General features: G+C 65.8%; 10 protein-coding genes. 7 read left to right on the top strand and 3 right to left on the bottom strand.

All coding sequences use genetic code 11. From position 1 onward, the window contains the following. Positions 1–117: 117 nt before the first annotated feature. Positions 118–702 carry a very short patch repair endonuclease gene (locus tag ACWKY3_RS06790; RefSeq protein WP_449315672.1) on the bottom strand — a complete coding sequence of 195 codons (585 nt, stop codon included), beginning with the start codon at positions 700–702 and terminating at the stop codon, positions 118–120. Between the two features lie 212 nt (positions 703–914). Between ACWKY3_RS06790 and ACWKY3_RS06785 the strand changes: the two genes are divergently transcribed. The 6 genes from ACWKY3_RS06785 to nifJ all read left to right on the top strand — a co-directional run bounded on the left by ACWKY3_RS06785 (position 915) and on the right by nifJ (position 11,559). Then, on the top strand, positions 915–2,024 hold the full coding sequence (locus tag ACWKY3_RS06785) for a Gfo/Idh/MocA family protein (protein WP_449315671.1): 1,110 nt from the start codon (positions 915–917) through the stop codon (positions 2,022–2,024). Positions 2,025–2,165: 141 nt separating this feature from the next. Then, positions 2,166–3,764, top strand: a complete 1,599-nt coding sequence (locus tag ACWKY3_RS06780; RefSeq protein WP_449315670.1) for an ABC transporter substrate-binding protein — start codon at positions 2,166–2,168, stop codon at positions 3,762–3,764. A 126-nt stretch (positions 3,765–3,890) separates the two neighbouring features. Further along, positions 3,891–4,847 carry an ABC transporter permease gene (locus ACWKY3_RS06775; protein WP_449315669.1) on the top strand — a complete coding sequence of 319 codons (957 nt, stop codon included), beginning with the start codon at positions 3,891–3,893 and terminating at the stop codon, positions 4,845–4,847. 4 nt (positions 4,848–4,851) lie between these two features. Next, a complete protein-coding gene (locus ACWKY3_RS06770) occupies positions 4,852–6,879 on the top strand; it encodes a dipeptide/oligopeptide/nickel ABC transporter permease/ATP-binding protein (RefSeq protein ID WP_449315668.1) in 2,028 nt (675 codons plus the stop codon). Further along, positions 6,876–7,733, top strand: coding sequence for an ABC transporter ATP-binding protein (locus ACWKY3_RS06765; protein ID WP_449315667.1), 858 nt, complete (start codon positions 6,876–6,878; stop codon positions 7,731–7,733). The genes ACWKY3_RS06770 and ACWKY3_RS06765 overlap by 4 nt, the downstream gene beginning before the upstream one ends. A gap of 283 nt (positions 7,734–8,016) precedes the next feature. After that, positions 8,017–11,559 carry a pyruvate:ferredoxin (flavodoxin) oxidoreductase gene (nifJ, locus tag ACWKY3_RS06760; RefSeq protein WP_449315666.1) on the top strand — a complete coding sequence of 1,181 codons (3,543 nt, stop codon included), beginning with the start codon at positions 8,017–8,019 and terminating at the stop codon, positions 11,557–11,559. Positions 11,560–11,687: 128 nt separating this feature from the next. Here nifJ and ACWKY3_RS06755 read toward each other — a convergent pair whose 3' ends face one another. After that, the gene (locus ACWKY3_RS06755) at positions 11,688–12,608 is read right to left on the bottom strand and encodes a hypothetical protein (RefSeq protein WP_449315665.1); all 921 of its coding nucleotides are present in this window, start codon (positions 12,606–12,608) and stop codon (positions 11,688–11,690) included. Positions 12,609–12,623: 15 nt separating this feature from the next. Continuing rightward, on the bottom strand, positions 12,624–13,910 hold the full coding sequence (locus ACWKY3_RS06750) for an aminotransferase class I/II-fold pyridoxal phosphate-dependent enzyme (protein ID WP_449315664.1): 1,287 nt from the start codon (positions 13,908–13,910) through the stop codon (positions 12,624–12,626). A 177-nt stretch (positions 13,911–14,087) separates the two neighbouring features. On the opposite strand from ACWKY3_RS06750, the gene putP reads away from it, so the two are divergent. Further along, the gene (gene putP, locus ACWKY3_RS06745; protein WP_449315663.1) at positions 14,088–15,653 is read left to right on the top strand and encodes a sodium/proline symporter PutP; all 1,566 of its coding nucleotides are present in this window, start codon (positions 14,088–14,090) and stop codon (positions 15,651–15,653) included. Positions 15,654–16,110 lie beyond the last annotated feature (457 nt).

Here is a 16,110-nt window from a genome sequence, read left to right as displayed (position 1 = left end):
GCGCCCGGTCAAAGCCGCCCGCGCGGCAAGCGCCGCAAGTGTCGCCCGGCCGCAAACGCCAAAAGCGCCGCCCGCGCCGCGAGCGGCGCCCGGCCGCAAGCGCCGCAGGCCAGGCGTTCAGCCCTGCCCCCGCAGCTCCTTGCCCAGCTCCTTGGCGAGCACGGGCAAAAGCTCGGCGAACGTGGCGTCCGCCTCCTTCTTCTTGAGCTGGCACTCCCAGATGACGTGGACTTTCCATCCCATGGCCTCAAGCGCGGCCGCGCTGCGCTCGTCTCGTTCGACGTTGCGTTGGAACTTCACCACCCAGTACTCCACGTTGCTTTTGGGCATGCGCGGCTTGCAGCGTGGGCAGCGGTGCCAGAAGCATCCGTTGATGAACAGGGCCACCTTCTTGCCGGGCCATGCCACGTCGGGGTGCCCCGGCACTTTCCAGTGCAGGCGGTATCCTGAAAGCCCCGCTGCGCGCAAGCGCTCGCGCACAAGAAGCTCCGGCTTGGTGTTGGCGCGCTTGTTGCCCTGCATGGACTTGCGCACATGCTCGTTGGTGGCGGGCGGCGGGGCCGTGCGGCGCGGGGCGGGCAGCGAAAGCGGTCCGGCGCCCCCAAGGGCGTTCAAGAGCGCGAAAGCTCCCTGGCCCGGTTCGGGCGCGGCGCCGATCCCCGTTGCGGGCGGCGCGTCGTCAATGCGGTTTCCAACAGCCATGCGGCGCATGATACCACGCATTCGCAGGATGGGCCGGGCCGTTGCCGGACGAGCGCGAAAAGCGCCCGCGGCGATCCCGTTCGCCGCCCCATGCGGTCCCGCCTGCCCGCCTGCCGTTCCGTGATATGATGGCCCTTCGCCGCAAGCGCGCCGCCCTGCGCGGCGTGCGATCGGGGGCGAAAAAGAACAGACCGGAGAGGAAGGCGCAACCCATGGTTCGTTTCGGCATAGCCGGCATAGGGGTCATCGCGAGGGACTACGCGAAGCTCATCGTTGAGGGAAGGGCGGGCGACTGCGAGATAGCGGCCCTGTCAAGCAGGAGCAAAGCCCATATGGAGCAGCTCAAAGAGGACTTCGGCCTTTGCGGCGCGGCCCTGTTCACCGACTACCGCGCCATGCTGGACAGCGGGGCTGTTGACGCGGTGATCATCTGCACCCCCCACTCCCTGCACCCCTCCATGGCCAAAGACGCCGTGGAACGCGGGATCCACGCGCTCATAGAGAAGCCCATCGGGGTGTTCCCCGACGAGGTGGAGGACCTCCTTCGGACGCTTCGGGCGAGGCGGGACGTGAAATCCGGCGTGCTGTACTGCCGGCGCGCGGGAAGCGCCTTCCAAAAGCTCCACGGGCTTGCGGAGGAAGGGTTTTTCGGCCGGCTCAAGCGCGCTTCCTGGATCATCACCAACCTCTACCGCCCCCAGGCGTACCACAGCGCGCAAACGTGGAAAGGGACGTATGCGGGGGAGGGCGGAGGGCTGCTGCTCACGCAAGCCTCCCATCAGCTTGACCTTCTGCTCTGGATGCTCGGCGCGCCCGAGAGCGTGCATGCCTTCTGCGGCTTTGGGGTGGAGCGCGACATTGAGGTGGAAGACGACGCCGTGCTGCATCTGCGCTACCCGGATGACCTCACCGCGCAGTTCATAGCCTCGTCGCGCGAGTTTCCCGGAAGCAACCGCCTTGAGCTGAGCGGCAGCGCGGGGCAGGCCGTGCTCGACGACGACCGCACGCTCACGCTGCGCACCCTGGCCCAGGACGAGCGCGAGTTCTCCCGGACCACCAACGAGATGTTCGGACGCGTGCCCTTCTCCGAGGAAAGCGTCGTCTTCGACGATGCGGACAACGCCGCCCAGCAAGCCGCCATCATCGCGAACTTCGTTTCGGCCATCGAGCGCGACGAGCGCGTCTTGTGCTCGGTCGAAGACGCCCTGCTGTCGCTTCGGACCATTAACGCCGCGTATCTGTCCGCTTGGACCGGGGAGACAATTCCGCTCGATTTCGACGCCAAGGAGTACAGGAGGGCTTTGGAAAGCCGTTTTCATTAGGCTGAACGGCTCATACGGACGCGCTTTTCCCCGCTCGTTCGGCCCCGGCGAGAGACAATCGGCCACCCCGTCTTACTAAAATCGCCATCATAGGGTACTATAGGCTTGCCCAATTCCGATTCCGAATTGTAGGAGGGAAGAATGAAGGAACAGTTGAACAACGGCATCAGCCGGCGCTCGTTTGTGGTGGGCGGCACGGCCGCCCTCGCGCTTGCGGGCATCGGGCTCTCTGGCTGCGGCGGCGGGAGCGACAGCGGCTCCGGCGCCAGCACCGACGCTGCGGGCGGCGACACGTCTGCCTCGGCCGGCGCCCTTGCCGCCGCCGTCGCCTACGACGGCAGCGACTACACGCCCGCCAGCACCTCGCAGGCGCTTCCGCTTGCCGGCAACCGCCACGTGACCGAGGGCCTTTACGATCTCGACCTGAGCGATTACTCCGCCTACGCGGCCCTCGCCGACGGCGATCCGGTCGCCGTGTCGGACACCGAGTACGAGATCACCATCCGCGACGGCGCCAAGTACTCCGACGGCACCGACGTGGTGGCCGGCGACGTGGTCGAGGCCTACGCGCGCGCGACGGTCGAGGGCGGCATGTACCTGCCCATGCTCTCGTTCATCTCGTCGGTGGAGGCCAAGGACGACAAGACGGTGTCCATCAAGACCGCCTACCCGTTCTCGCTGATCAAGGAGCGCCTGTCCCTCATCAGGGTGACGCCCGCCTCCATGACCAACGACGAGCTCAAGGTCCATCCCGTCGGCTCCGGCCCGTGGGTCTACGACGAGATCACCGAGACCAAGCTCACGTTCTCGCCGAACCCGAACTACAACGGCCCGTTCGTTCCCAAGGACACCTCCATGGTGTGGGACGTCATCAAGGACGACACCGCCCGCACGACGGCCATGACCGAGGCCACCGTCCAGGTCATGGAGAACGTTCCGGCCGACATCATCTCCCAGATCCAGGCGGTGGGCGCCACGGTCGACGACGTCCAGGGCTTCAGCCTGCCCTTCCTCATGTTCAACACGAAGAAGGCCCCGCTCGACGACAACCGCGTGCGCCAGGCGTTCTTCTACGCCATCGACGTGGAGAAGCTCATCAACAACGCCCTCTCCGGCCAGGCCGCCACGGTCAAGTGCTTCCTGCCTGAGAACCATGCGAACTTCCATGAGGCCTCCACGGTGTTCACCTACGACCCCGAGAAGGCCAAGAGCCTGCTGTCCGAGGCCGGCGTGGACAGCCTCTCCATCACCCTCGACACCACCGACGCCTCGTGGATCACGGCGCTTTCGCCCTCCATCAAGGAGGACCTGGCGGCGGTCGGCATCGAGGCCACCATCCGCGAGTCCGTTTCGGCCGCCCTGTACAGCAACTACTGCGACACCGACAACCCCGAGTTCGACGTGGTGCTCGCCCCGGGCGACCCGTCGGTGTTCGGCAACGACCCCGACCTTCTGATGAGCTGGTGGTACGGCGACAACAGCTGGACGCAGAAGCGCACGCAGTGGAAGGGCTCTGAGGCCTACGAGGAGCTTCACGGCTACATGCAGGCGGCCGTCGAGGCCTCCGGCAGCGAGCAGCAGGAGAACTGGAACAAGTGCTTCGACCTGCTCTCCGAGCAGGTGCCGCTGTACCCGCTGCTCCACCGCAAGGTTTCCACCGGCTACTACGAGGACCGGCTCGACGGCTTCAAGGCCATCGGCACGACCGGCGTCTCCTTCATCGGCGTTTCGAGCAAGTAGCCCCTTTTCTCATAAAGCCGCTTGCCGGTATAATGAGGTGAATTTGTCCGCAAACGGACCCGCTGGCTTCATCAGGTGGGTCCGTTTGGCGGATGCGGAAAACGGTTGCCGAAAGGGGTTTGAGAGATGAGCAATCTACTCAGGCTGATCGGGAAACGTCTTGTCGCGCTCCCCATTATGATTTTGGGAGTCACGTTTCTCGTTTACTTCCTCATGTCGTTCTCTCCCATCGACACGGCGTACTCTGCGTTGGGCGAAGGCGCGACGCAGGAGCAGCTCGATGCGTACCGGGCGGCGAACGGCCTGAACGATCCGTGGATCATCCAGTACGGAAGGTTCCTCGTCAACATGTGCCAGGGGGATCTGGGCACGTACGGAGCCGGGTCCATCTCCGTCACCGACAAGGTGGCAACAGCGCTTCCCATCACGCTGCAGCTGACGTTCATCGGCCTTATCATCGCCGTCGTCATCGCCGTTGTGCTGGGCGTTGTTTCGGCCTTGTATCGCGATCGTTGGCCCGATCAGGCGATCCGCGTGTTCTCCATCATCTGCATCGCCACTCCGTCGTTTTGGTTGGCGGTCCTTCTCATCCTCTTGTTCTCCTCGACCCTTCACATGCTCCCCGCCGCAGGCGACCTCCCGTCGCTCGCGTCCAATCCCAGCGGGTACTTGGCCCGCATGGCGATGCCGGCGTTCGCGCTCGGCGTCCCCGTGGCCGGCCAGCTCACCCGCGTCATCCGCACCGCCATGGTGGAGGAGCTTGACAAGGACTACGTGCGCACGGCCATCGGCGCCGGCGTCCCGAAGTCGGTCGTCGTCGCCAGGAACGTGCTGCGTAACGCGCTCATCACGCCGGTCACGGTGCTGGGCCTGCGCATCGGCTACCTCATCGGCGGCGCCGTCGTCATCGAGGTCATCTTCAACCTGCCGGGCATGGGCATGGCCATCGTGCAGGGCGTCCAGGGCAACTACCCGACCCTCGTGCAGGGGGTGACGCTCACCGTCGCGCTGACGTTCATCGTCATCAACATCGTGGTGGACATGCTGTATATCCTTATCAACCCCCGAATCAGGACGGTGTAGAGACATGGTGCAGCTACGTGGCAATCTCACTAAGAAGATGGAGGAGAACGCCGGCCGCGTGCGCTTTCGCCGCTGGAAGAGCATGACGATCGGCTCGCGCATCTCGCTTGTCGTCCTCCTTCTCATCGTGCTCACGGCAGTGGCGGCGCCTGTGATCGCGCCCCACAACCCGCTTGAGATCTTCACCGCCCGCCAGGCGCCCAACGCCGAGTTCCTCTTCGGCACCGACGACAAGGGCCGCGACGTGCTCTCCCGCATGATGTACGGCGCGCGCTACTCGCTCGTCATCGGCCTGTGCGCCACCGGCTTCGCGCTTGTGTGCGGCTCCATCATCGGCTCCATCGCTGCGGTGTCGCGCAAGTGGGTGTCCGAGGTCATCATGCGCATCCTCGACGTGGTCATGTCGTTTCCGGGCATCGCCTTGGCGGCCGTGTTCGTGACGGTGTTCGGCAATTCGCTTCCCTCGCTCATCCTGGCCATCGGCTTCCTCTACATACCGCAGATCGCCCGCATCGTGCGCGCGAACGTGGTGAGCGAGTACGGCGAGGATTACGTCCGCGCCGTGGTGGTGTCGGGCGCGCGCGCCCCGTGGATCCTCGTGAAGCACGTCGTGCGCAACTGCATCGCGCCCGTCATGGTGTTCACCATCGTGCTGGTGGCCGACGCCATCGTGTTCGAGGCGTCGCTGTCCTTCATCGGCGCGGGCATCCCCGAACCTGATCCCACGTGGGGCAACATCCTCTCCGACGCGCGCAACGGCGTGCTGGCCGGCCGCTGGTGGCAGGCGCTGTTCCCGGGCCTTGCCATCATGATCACCGTGCTGTGCCTCAACATCCTCTCCGAGGGCATGACCGACGCGCTGGCGGCCGCTCCGAAGGCCCCCGTCAACGCCGACGACTCCGATCTGGCCGGCAAGCGCGAGGCCGACCGCCTCGTGGCCGACCCGACGCTTGCCTACAAGGCCCAGGCCGAGATGCTCGAGAAGCGTCTCGCCCAGCTGCAAGCCGTGGAGAAGACCCGCACCGACCGCTTCGAGGCGCGCACCGACGTGCCGCCCATTCTGGAAGTCAAGGACCTGTGCATCAAGTTCCCGCGCCACGGCGACGTGAACGTGGTGGACCACGTGAGCTTCGTCGTGCGCCCGCGCCAGACCATGGGCCTTGTGGGCGAGTCCGGCTGCGGCAAGTCCATCACCTCCCTCACCATCATGGGCTTGCTTGATCCGAAAGCCCAGGTGACCGGCGAGGTGCTCTACGACGGGCAGAACCTGCTCGACATGAGCCAGAAGGAGATGAACGCCCTGCGCGGTCGCGAGATCGCCATGATCTACCAAGACGCGCTCTCCTCCTTGAACCCCTCCATGCTCATCAAGTCCCAGATGAAGCAGCTCACCAAGCGCGGCGGCACCCGCAGCGCCGAGGAGCTTCTGGAGCTGGTGGGCCTCGACCCGAAGCGCACGCTTGATTCCTACCCGCACGAGCTTTCCGGCGGCCAGCGCCAGCGCGTGCTCATCGCCATGGCGCTCACCCGCGACCCGAAGGTCATCATCGCCGACGAGCCCACCACGGCCCTTGACGTGACCGTGCAGAAGCAGGTTATCGACCTGCTGAACAAGCTGCAGAAGGAACTGGGCTTCGCGATGGTGTTCGTGAGCCACGACCTGGCGCTTGTGGCCGAGGTGGCCAACTCCATCACGGTCATGTATGCCGGCCAAGTGGTGGAGCAGGGGCCGGTTTCGGACATCCTGTGCCACCCCGTGCACGAGTACACGCGCGGCCTTCTGGGCTCGGTGCTGTCCATCGAGGCCGGCGGCGCCCGCCTGCATCAGGTTCCGGGCAGCGTTCCCAGCCCGAAGGACTTCCCCGCAGGCGATCGCTTCACGCCGCGCTCGAGCCACCCCGACAAGGTGTCGCAGCTGCGCCCCGTGCTCAAGCGCGTCGAGAGCACCGACCACTACTACGCCGAGCTGCCTGACAGCGAGCTCAAGCGCCTCGGCATCAAACCGTACGTTCCAGGAGGTGTGCTGCTATGAGCGAGGTCGAAACGAACGCGGCGGCCGCTGCGGCGCCCGCATCCGACGGGCAGACCCCCATCATCTTCCTTGACGACATCCGCGTGACGTTCAAGACGCGCACGGGTTCCATCCTGCATCCGAACAAGGTGCAGGCGGTGCGAGGGCTGACGCTCAAGCTCATGCCCGGGCAGACCCTCGGCATCGTGGGCGAGTCCGGCTGCGGCAAGTCCACCACGGCCAACGTGATGTGCGGCCTGCAGCAGCCCACGTCGGGCAAGGTGTATTTCAAGGGCGAGGACGTGACGAAGCGCTCGGCTGCGCAAAGGCGCCTGATCGGCCGCGTGATCTCCGTGGTGTTCCAGGATCCGGCTACGGCGCTCAACGCCCGCATGTCGGTGCGCGACCAGCTGCTCGACCCGATGCTCGTGCACAAGGTGGGCGACAAGAGCTCGCGTGAGCGGCGCGTCCACGACCTCATCGAGATGGTGGGCCTGCCCGAGTCGGTGCTCGACGCGCTGCCGGGCCAGATGTCCGGCGGCCAGCGCCAGCGCGTCGCCATCGCGCGCGCCCTGGCTCTCGAACCCGACGCCATCATCGCCGACGAGCCCACGAGCGCCCTTGACGTGTCCGTGCGCGCGCAGATTCTGAACCTGCTCATGGACCTCAAGAAGGACCTGGGCTTGTCGATGGTGTTCATCAGCCACGACATCCAGACGGTGCGCTACATCTCCGACGAGATCATCGTCATGAACGGCGGTCAGGCCGTCGAGCGCGGCACCGCCAAAGAGGTGTTCGAGAACCCCAAGGACGACTACACGCGCCTGCTTCTGGGCGCGGCGCCGTCACTGCTCCATCCCGACCTGGGCAAGTAGACGCTGCCCAGAGCGAGGCTCGACGGGGCCCCGGCATTGCGCCGGGGCCCCGTCCTTTTCAGGGCGGGTGTCCGGGGCGGGCCGCTTGCCGATGGGCGCGGCCGCGCCACGGGAAGGGGAGCGTGCTCGCTGGTATCATGGAAACCGTGTTTTTCCGAACCAGGCGAAGAGCTTCGATCGAGAGAGGGAGGTCGGAGCCTGTCGGGATGTCAGCGTCGCACGACGGTTCGCGTCGTCGTCTGCGCGCCCGGCCGGGTCGCGATTCCCCTCGAAGGAGAGGAACATGACGAGAGAATTCAAATCGATGGACGGCAACAACGCCGCAGCCTACGTCTCCTATGCGTTCACCGAGGTGGCGGGCATCTATCCCATCACCCCGTCGAGCCCCATGGCCGATTTCGTCGACCAGTGGTCGGCAGCCGGCAAGAAGAACATCTTCGGCACCACGGTGAAGGTGTGCGAGATGCAGTCCGAGGGCGGCGCGGCCGGCGCCGTGCACGGCTCGCTTGCTGCAGGCGCGCTCACCACCACCTACACCGCCTCGCAGGGCCTGCTCCTCATGATCCCCAACATGTACAAGATTGCCGCCGAGATGCTGCCCACGGTGTTCCACGTGAGCGCTCGCACGGTGGCCACGCAGGCGCTGTCCATCTTCGGCGATCACTCCGACGTCATGGCCTGCCGCCAAACCGGCTTCGCCATGCTCGCCGAGACGAACGTGCAGGAGGTCATGGACCTCTCCGCCGTGGCGCACCTCGCCGCCATCAAGGGGCGCGTCCCGTTCATCAACTTCTTCGACGGCTTCCGCACCTCCCACGAGGTGCAGAAGATCGCCGTGTGGGACTACGACGACCTGGCCGAGATGTGCGACATGGAGGCCGTGCGCGCCTTCCGCGAGCACGCGCTCAACCCCGAGCGGCCGGCCATGCGCGGCAGCCACGAGAACGGCGACATCTTCTTCCAGCATCGCGAGGCGTGCAACGGCGTCTACGACGCGCTGCCGGCGGTGGTGGAGGACTACATGGCCCAGGTGAACGCCAAGCTGGGCACGGACTACCAGCTGTTCAACTACTACGGCGCGCCCGACGCCGACCGCGTGATCGTGGCCATGGGCTCGTTCTGCGACGTGGTGGAGGAGGTCGTTGACTACCTGAACGCGCAGGGCCAGAAGGTGGGCCTGGTGAAGGTGCGCCTGTACCGTCCGTTCGTGTCGGCGAAGTTCGCAGAGGCGCTGCCCGCCACCGTGCGCAAGGTCGCCGTCATGGACCGCACGAAGGAACCCGGCGCGCTTGGCGAGCCGCTGTACATGGACGTGGTGAACGCGCTTGCGCACGAGGGTCGCGAGGACCTTATCGTGGTGGGCGGCCGTTACGGCCTGGCCTCCAAGGACACCCCGCCCTCGTCGGTGTTCGCCATCTACACGGAGCTGGAGAAGGACGAGCCGCGCCGCGAGTTCACGGTGGGCATTGTGGACGACGTGACGAACCTGTCCCTGCCCGAGGACCCTGCCTGCCCGAACACGGCTTCCGAAGGCACCATCGAGTGCAAGTTCTGGGGCTTGGGCGGCGACGGAACGGTGGGCGCGAACAAGAACTCCATCAAGATCATCTGCGACCACACCGACAAGTACGTGCAGGCCTACTTCCAGTACGACTCGAAGAAGACCGGCGGCGTGACCATCAGCCACCTGCGCTTCGGCGACTCGCCCATCCGCAGCACCTATTATGTGAACAAGGCCGATTTCGTGGCCTGCCACAACCCCTCGTACGTGACCAAGAACTTCCGCATGGTCAACGATGTGAAACCGGGCGGCACTTATCTGATCAACTGCCAGTGGACGCCCGAGGAGCTTGAGCACCATCTGAGCGCCGAGGCGAAGCGCTACATCGCCGCCAACGACATCAAACTCTACACCATCAACGCCATCGATCTGGCGGCCGAGATCGGCATGGGCAAGCGCACGAACACCATCCTGCAATCGGCGTTCTTCACACTGGCGGGCGTCATGCCGCAGGATGACGCCATCCGCTACATGAAGGACGCGGCCACGAAGTCCTACCTGAAGAAGGGCCAGGACGTGGTGGACATGAACCACCGCGCCATCGACGCGGGCGCCACGGCGTTCACACAGATCGAGGTGCCGGCCTCGTGGGCGGATGCCGCCGACACCGGCGCGCAGGCCGCCTTCGAGGGGCGCCCCGAGGTGGTCGAGCAGGTCGTGGGCATCATGGAGCCGGTGGGTCGCATGGACGGCGACCGCCTGCCCGTGTCCGCGTTCGTCAATCATGTTGACGGCCAGTTCGAGCTGGGCGCGGCCGCCTACGAGAAGCGCGGCGTGGCTGTGAGCGTGCCCGCTTGGGACGCCTCCACCTGCATCCAGTGCAACCAGTGCGCCTTCGTGTGCCCGCACGCCACCATCCGCCCCTTCGCCCTCACCGAGGCCGAGGCCGCCGCAGCCCCCGCCGCCGCGACGCTTGTGCCGGCCAAGGGCAAGGCCGCAGCCGGCATGCAGTACACGCTGGCCGTCTCGCCGCTTGACTGCATGGGCTGCGGCGTGTGCGTGAACGTGTGCCCCTCCGATTCGCTGACCATGGCGCCCGCCGAGGGCCAGCTGGCCCAGCAGGAGGTGTTCGACTACTGCGTGGCCAAGGTGTCCGACAAGCCCGAGCTTGGGGACGCCACGGTCAAGGGCAGCCAGTTCAAGCAGCCGCTGCTCGAGTTCTCCGGCGCGTGCGCGGGCTGCGCCGAGACGGCGTACGCGAAGCTGGTCACGCAGCTGTTCGGCGACCGCATGTTCATCACCAACGCCACCGGCTGCTCGTCCATCTGGGGCGGCCCGGCGGCCACCTCTCCCTACACGGTGAACAAGGACGGTCGCGGCCCGGCGTGGTCGAACTCGCTCTTTGAGGACAACGCCGAGCATGGCCTGGGCATGCTGCTTGGCCACGAGGCGGTGCGCACGCGCCTTATGGGCAAGCTGGAGGAGATGGCCGCCAGCGACAAGACGCCCGAGGGCACCAAAGAGCTCATCGCCGCCTACCTGGAGTCCGCAGCCGACGGAGAGGCCAACGCCGCAGCTGCGAAGGCGCTTGTCCCGGCCCTTGAATCCGCTGCGGCCGACGGTTGCCCGGTGGCGCCTGAGATCCTGGAGAACAAAGACTACCTGGCTAAGAAGTCCGTGTGGATCTTCGGCGGCGACGGCTGGGCCTACGACATCGGCTACGGCGGCCTCGACCACGTGCTGGCCTCCGGCGAGGACGTGAACGTGTTCGTGTTCGACACCGAGGTGTACTCCAACACCGGCGGCCAGGCGTCGAAGGCGTCCAACATCGGCCAGGTGGCCCAGTTTGCGGCTTCGGGCAAGGACGTCAAGAAGAAGAGCCTCACCGAGATCGCCATGGCCTACGGCTACGTGTACGTGGCGCAGGTGGCCATGGGCGCCAAGCCGGCGCAGACCATCAAGGCCATCGCCGAGGCCGAGGCGTATCCGGGGCCGTCGCTTATCATTGGCTACTCGCCGTGCGAGATGCACTCCATCAAAGGCGGCATGGCCAACTGCCAAGACGAGATGAAAAAGGCCGTGGACTGCGGTTACTGGAACCTGTTCCGCTACAATCCGGCGGCGCCGGCCGGCAAGAAGTTCACGCTCGACTCCAAGGAGCCGGCGGGCGGCTACCGGGAGTTCCTTATGAACGAGGCGCGCTACAGCCGCCTGACGCGCGAGTTCCCCGAGCGCGCCGCGGAGCTGTTCGAGCGCAACGAGAAAGCCGCGATGGACCGCTACGAGCATCTGGTGAAGCTCAAGGACCTCTACGCCGACGCGTAGCGCCCTGCGCTTTCGGTTCCTGATCGCAAACCGCATGGGAAGGCCCCGGATCGCCGGGGCCTTCCCTTTTTTGCCTGCGAGGCTGCTTGGCGCCCTTGGCCGCGCCTTGCGAGGATTGGCAGCCGCCCCTAAAACGAGCTGCGGGCGCGTCCCCGCACCTTGGCGCGCACCTCGGCGGCCACGCGGGCGGATTCAGAGCGCAGCTCCTGAAGGTCGAGATCCCCCAAGGGCTCGGGGCGGCCTGAGCGGGGGAAAGCCTGCCGCCCGTGCAGCGCCTCCGGGCTTGGATGCACGCATATCTCGCAGATGAGCAAACGGAGCCGCTTCGCGCGGGATGCAACGGTGTCGCCGAAGCGCGCGATGATCTTCCGCACGCCCTCCAGATGCGCGGCGTCGACGTAGAGGTGGCAGCGATAGCGCTGCGCGCTGTGGGAGGCGTTCTTGTTGAACCTCGCCTCGGTCAAAGCGGCGCCCTCCACCTTCTCGAGCACCGCCCAGGCGTGCTCGATGTCGGGAAACGACAAGCAGAACGCGCGCTTGAGGATCTCCAGCAGATCGGATTGGTCCGCGCCCGCCCTGCTGCCTTCGGCGGGCTTCGCGCGGCGGCAAAACGGGTCGTCGGGCGGCGTTTGCCCGAAGAAGTTGGCCGTGCGCTCAACAGCGTTGGGGTAGAGGTGGCGGTCCTTCATGTCGTACATGGCGGGATGGTCGCGCACCTCGTCGACGTGCATGCCCTCCTGGGCGAGGGCGAGCTTGAGCAGCTCGCGGCGGGCGTTGATCTCCGACCTGGCGTGGGAGTTGTCAAGGTAGACGCCGAGCACCACGGGGTCCTTGTCCTTGCCGCGCCCTTTGCGCGGCGCCTTGTCTTTGGCCACGTAGAGCGCGTTGACGTGGGCGAGCAGGTAGGCGGCGACGTCGGGGTTTTCGGGCCAGGTTCTGATGACGGCGTTTTTGAACCGCTGGTTGTTCTGGGCTATGCGCAGCTCCTTCGCCGCGTCGGCGTTGAGCGCGGCAAGGAGGTTCGACACCCCCGTGGCGATGCTCTCCATGCGCCTTCGCCCTCCTTATCCCAGAAGCTTTTCCGCGTAGGCCAGCTTCACGCAGACGACGAACGCGTCCAGGGCCTCTTCAAGCTCCTCGATGGGGGGCAGGGAAGGGGCGATGCGGATGTTGGAGTCGCGCGGATCCAACCCGTAGGGGTAGGTTGCGCCGGCGCGGGTCAAGGTGACGCCGGCCTCCTTCGCCAGGGCCACGATGCGCTTGGCGCAGCCGTCCGGGGCGTCGAACGACACGAAGTAACCGCCTCGCGGCGTGCTCCACGAGCATCCTCCCACCTCGGCCAGCCCCTCCTGAAGCTTGGCGTCCACCAGTTCGAACTTCGGGCGCAGGATGGCGGCGTGCTTGGACATGTGCGCCGCAATCCCCTCGGCGTCGCGCAAAAAGCGCACGTGGCGCAGCTGGTTGAGCTTGTCGTGGCCGATGGTTTGCGCGCTCATGCGCCTTTTGGCCTCGGCGAGGTTCGCGGGGCTTGAGGCCATCGCCGAGATGCCCGCGCCGGGAAAGGTGATCTTTGAGGTGGAGGCGAATTTGAACGGGCGGTCGGGGGTGCCGGCCTCCCGGCATGCGGCGGCGATGTCGAGCAGCCGGTCCTGTTCGGCCTCTTCGTCGAACAGATGGTGCACGCCGTAGGCGTTGTCCCAGAAGATGCGGAAGTCCTCGGCGGCGCATTCCATGGCGGCCAGGCGGCGCACCGTCTTGTCGGAATAGGTGGCGCCGGTGGGGTTGGCGTACTTCGGCACGCACCAGATGCCCTTCACGGACACATCGGAGGCAACGATGCGCTCCACCTCGTCCATGTCGGGCCCCTCGGCGGTCATGGGCACGGGGATCATCTGGATACCGAACTCCTCGGTTACGGCGAAGTGCCGGTCGTATCCGGGGGAGGGGCAGATCCACTTCACCGAATCAAGCTCGCACCACGGCGCGGAGTCCAGCGTGCCGAACATCCAGCAACGCGCCATGGCGTCGTACATGGCGTTGAGGCTTGCGTTGCCGAGCACGATCACGTTGTCAGGCTCGTCGTCCAGCAGGACGGCCATGAGCTTTTTGGCCTCGGGCAGGCCGTCGACCACGCCGTAGTTGCGGCAGTCGGTGCCGTTGGCGGCCGCGCACTCCTCAAGCGAGGTCACGGCCGAAAGCAGGGGCATGCTGAGGTCGAGCTGCGCCTTCGAGGGCTTGCCGCGCGCCATGTTGAGCGCAAGCCCCCGCGCTTTGATGGCGGCGTGCTCCTCCTCCAGGCGGTCCTTGATCTTTTGGAGCTCTTCGTGGCCTCGTTGTGCGTACGCCGTCATAGCGCGTCCTTCCGTGTCCGCTTTCGGTTGCGATGCTCTACAGTATAAGGTAAGCGCGGCCTGCCACGCCCGAAGAGGCGCGTCCCGGCGAATAGTCGCCCCCGCGCGTCCGGTTATGGCGTATAATCCGCTCGTCTTACGTGCGCCGTTTCGGCAAGGCAGGGAAAGGGGGAGCACGTGGCTTCCAACGACTTTCTGGTCGTTTTGGCGATGCTCATATACTTCATCGTCGTTTTGACCATCGGCTTCGTGTACGCGAAGCGCTCCAATTCGTCCACCGCCGAGTACTTCTTGGGAGGGCGGGGCGTCGGCCCGTGGCTGACGGCTCTGTCGGCCGAGGCGTCGGACATGTCGGGTTACCTGCTCATGGGCCTTCCGGGCGTGGCGTACTTCACCGGGGCGTCGGACGCCATGTGGACGGCCATCGGCCTGGCCATCGGGACGTACCTCAACTGGAAGCTCGTCGCCGAGCGCCTGCGCCGCTACTCGGTGGTGGCGGGGGACTCCATCACCCTGCCCGAGTTCTTCAGCAAGCGCTTCCACGACCATAAGAACATCGTCTCCACGGTGGCGGCGGTCATCATCATGGTGTTTTTCTGCGTGTACGTGGGCAGCTGCTTCGTCACATGCGGCAAGCTGTTCAACACGCTGTTCGGGCTGGACTACGCCACCATGATGGTGCTCGGCGCCATCGTCGTGTTCCTGTACACGCTCGTGGGCGGCTACCTGTCCGTGGTGGCCACCGACTTCGTCCAAGGCTGCCTTATGTTCTTCGCCCTGGCGGTGGTGGTCGTGGGCAGCGTGACCGCGGCGGGCGGCGTGGAGAACACCGTGGCGGTGCTGCAGGCCATCCCCGGCTTTTTGAGCGGCACCCAAATAGCCGTCCCGGTGCTCGACAGCGCGGGGGCCCAGGTGATGGAAGGCGGCGCCCAGTTCGCCGGACCCGCCGAGTACGGCCTGCTCAGCATTGTGTCCATGCTGGCATGGGGCCTGGGGTACTTCGGCATGCCGCATGTGCTCGTGCGCTTCATGGGCATCCGCAGCGCCACCGAGATCAAGCGCTCGCGCCACATCGCCGTGGTGTGGGTGGTCATCTCGCTGTTCTGCGCCGTGGCCATCGGCCTGGCCGGACGCGCCCTCATCCCCACGCAGTTCGGCACGCAGGCTTCCGCCGAGAACGTGTTCGTCGTGCTCTCGCAGATGCTGCTCCCGTCGTTTCTGTGCGGCGTGGTGGTGTCGGGCATCCTGGCGGCGTCCATGAGCTCGTCGTCGTCTTACCTGCTGATCGCCGGTTCGTCGGTGGCGGAGAACATCTTCCGCGGCGTCATCAAGCGCGACGCCACCGACCGGCAGGTCATGATTGTGGCGCGCCTAACGCTCATCGCGGTGTTCCTGTTCGGCATCTTCGTCGCCTACGACGAGAACTCGTCCATCTTCGGCGTGGTGTCCTACGCCTGGGCGGGGCTGGGCGCCTCGTTCGGGCCGCTCATGCTGTGCAGCCTGTACTGGCGCCGCACCACCATGCAGGGCGCCCTCGCGGGCATGGTGGCCGGAACGGCGACGGTGCTCGTGTGGCACAATCTGGTGAAGCCGCTCGGCGGCGTGTTCGGCATCTACGAGCTGCTGCCCGCGTTTTTGGTGGCGCTGCTCGCCATCGTCGTGGTGTCCAAGCTCACGCCCGCGCCGTCGGAAGAGGTCCTGCACGAGTTCGACCATTACATGGACGCGAGCGACGCGAAGTAGAGGCTCGGTTTTTGCGTGCGGCCCTCGGCGGCCCCGTCCTCTTTCGGGAGGGCGGGGCCGCCACTACATGTAGACCGGCGTCCACAACCGGTGGTGTGCGGCGTTTTCCCAGATGGAAAGCCTATTCATTGGCTCTCAAATGGTTTGGGGGAGCCGGGTTGGGCGTTGTCGGCATCATGAGCAGGGCTTATGAAACGCCTCCACACCGCTTTTTGTTCATCGGGGCAAACGTGGTATCATGCGTTCAGCTTTTGCCCGTACGTACCACGTGCTCAATCTAGGAGGCTTTCGCATGAGCGAGCATATAATCGGAATAGACAGGCGAGCGTTCATCAGCGGTGCCGCAGCGATCGGCGCCCTTTCTTTGGTAGCCCCGTCCACCGCGTTCGGAGAGACGGCTGCGGAGAAGCAGGCCGAAGCAGACGCCGTCCGCAACCAGCTGATAGGGTTGCAGGCC

The organism is Rubneribacter sp. (genome assembly GCF_965361815.1).
This window is presented reverse-complemented; position numbering and strand designations above follow the sequence as displayed.